Origin of the sequence: Photobacterium chitinilyticum, assembly GCF_004104355.1 — a bacterium.
Classification (GTDB): Bacteria; Pseudomonadota; Gammaproteobacteria; order Enterobacterales; family Vibrionaceae; genus Photobacterium; species Photobacterium chitinilyticum.
The window spans coordinates 1-712 of the sequence record NZ_RJLM01000119.1; the positions used below are offsets into that span (position 1 = coordinate 1).

The 712-nt window shown below is 43.3% G+C and carries 2 rRNA genes; both read right to left on the bottom strand.

What is annotated here, in order from left to right:
* Nucleotides 1-133: ribosomal RNA gene (locus EDI28_RS26150) — 16S ribosomal RNA — on the bottom strand; the annotation flags it as partial.
* Between the two features lie 471 nt (nucleotides 134-604).
* Nucleotides 605-712 (bottom strand): 5S ribosomal RNA (rrf, locus tag EDI28_RS26155); the annotation flags it as partial.

Genomic DNA, 712 nt, shown 5'->3' on the forward strand with positions numbered 1-712 from the left:
GCATTACTCACCCGTCCGCCGCTCGCCGCCCAATAACGCACCCGAAGGATTGTTACTGTCGCTGCCGCTCGACTTGCATGTGTTAGGCCTGCCGCCAGCGTTCAATCTGAGCCATGATCAAACTCTTCAATTAAAGTTTTGTTGTTCCCATAAGGAACGGCTCAATGAATACTGACTTCAAAACTGCTCTTGCCGAAGCAAGAAGTAATTTTAAAGCTATTATCGTTGTTCTTTTCATAACGAGAAGAGAACGATAATGAATTGACTGTGCCAAATACCTTGTTACTTACAAGAAGCAACTTAATATTTGTATTGGTCACTCAGTTCATTGATAAATCTTTCGACTTAACTCTTTCACGAGTGCCCACACAGATTGCATGGTCAAATTGTTAAAGAACGTTGACTTTCAATKCCTTGGCGTTGAACGCTTCRGCAAGTCAGGACGCGTATAATACGCTTCTTGATTTTTAAGTCAAGATAAAATTTTCATCTTTTTAATCATTCGATTAAAACATAAAAACCTTATRTTGACTCCGCTCACACCRTTTGGTGCTAGAGCGAAATAAAAGCCCGYTGAARCCARCGGGCTCTCTTTCAATTCGAAGCCTGGCGATGTCCTACTCTCACATGGGGAGACCCCACACTACCATCGGCGCTATTACGTTTCACTGCTGAGTTCGGCATGGGATCAGGTGGGTCCATAATGCTATGG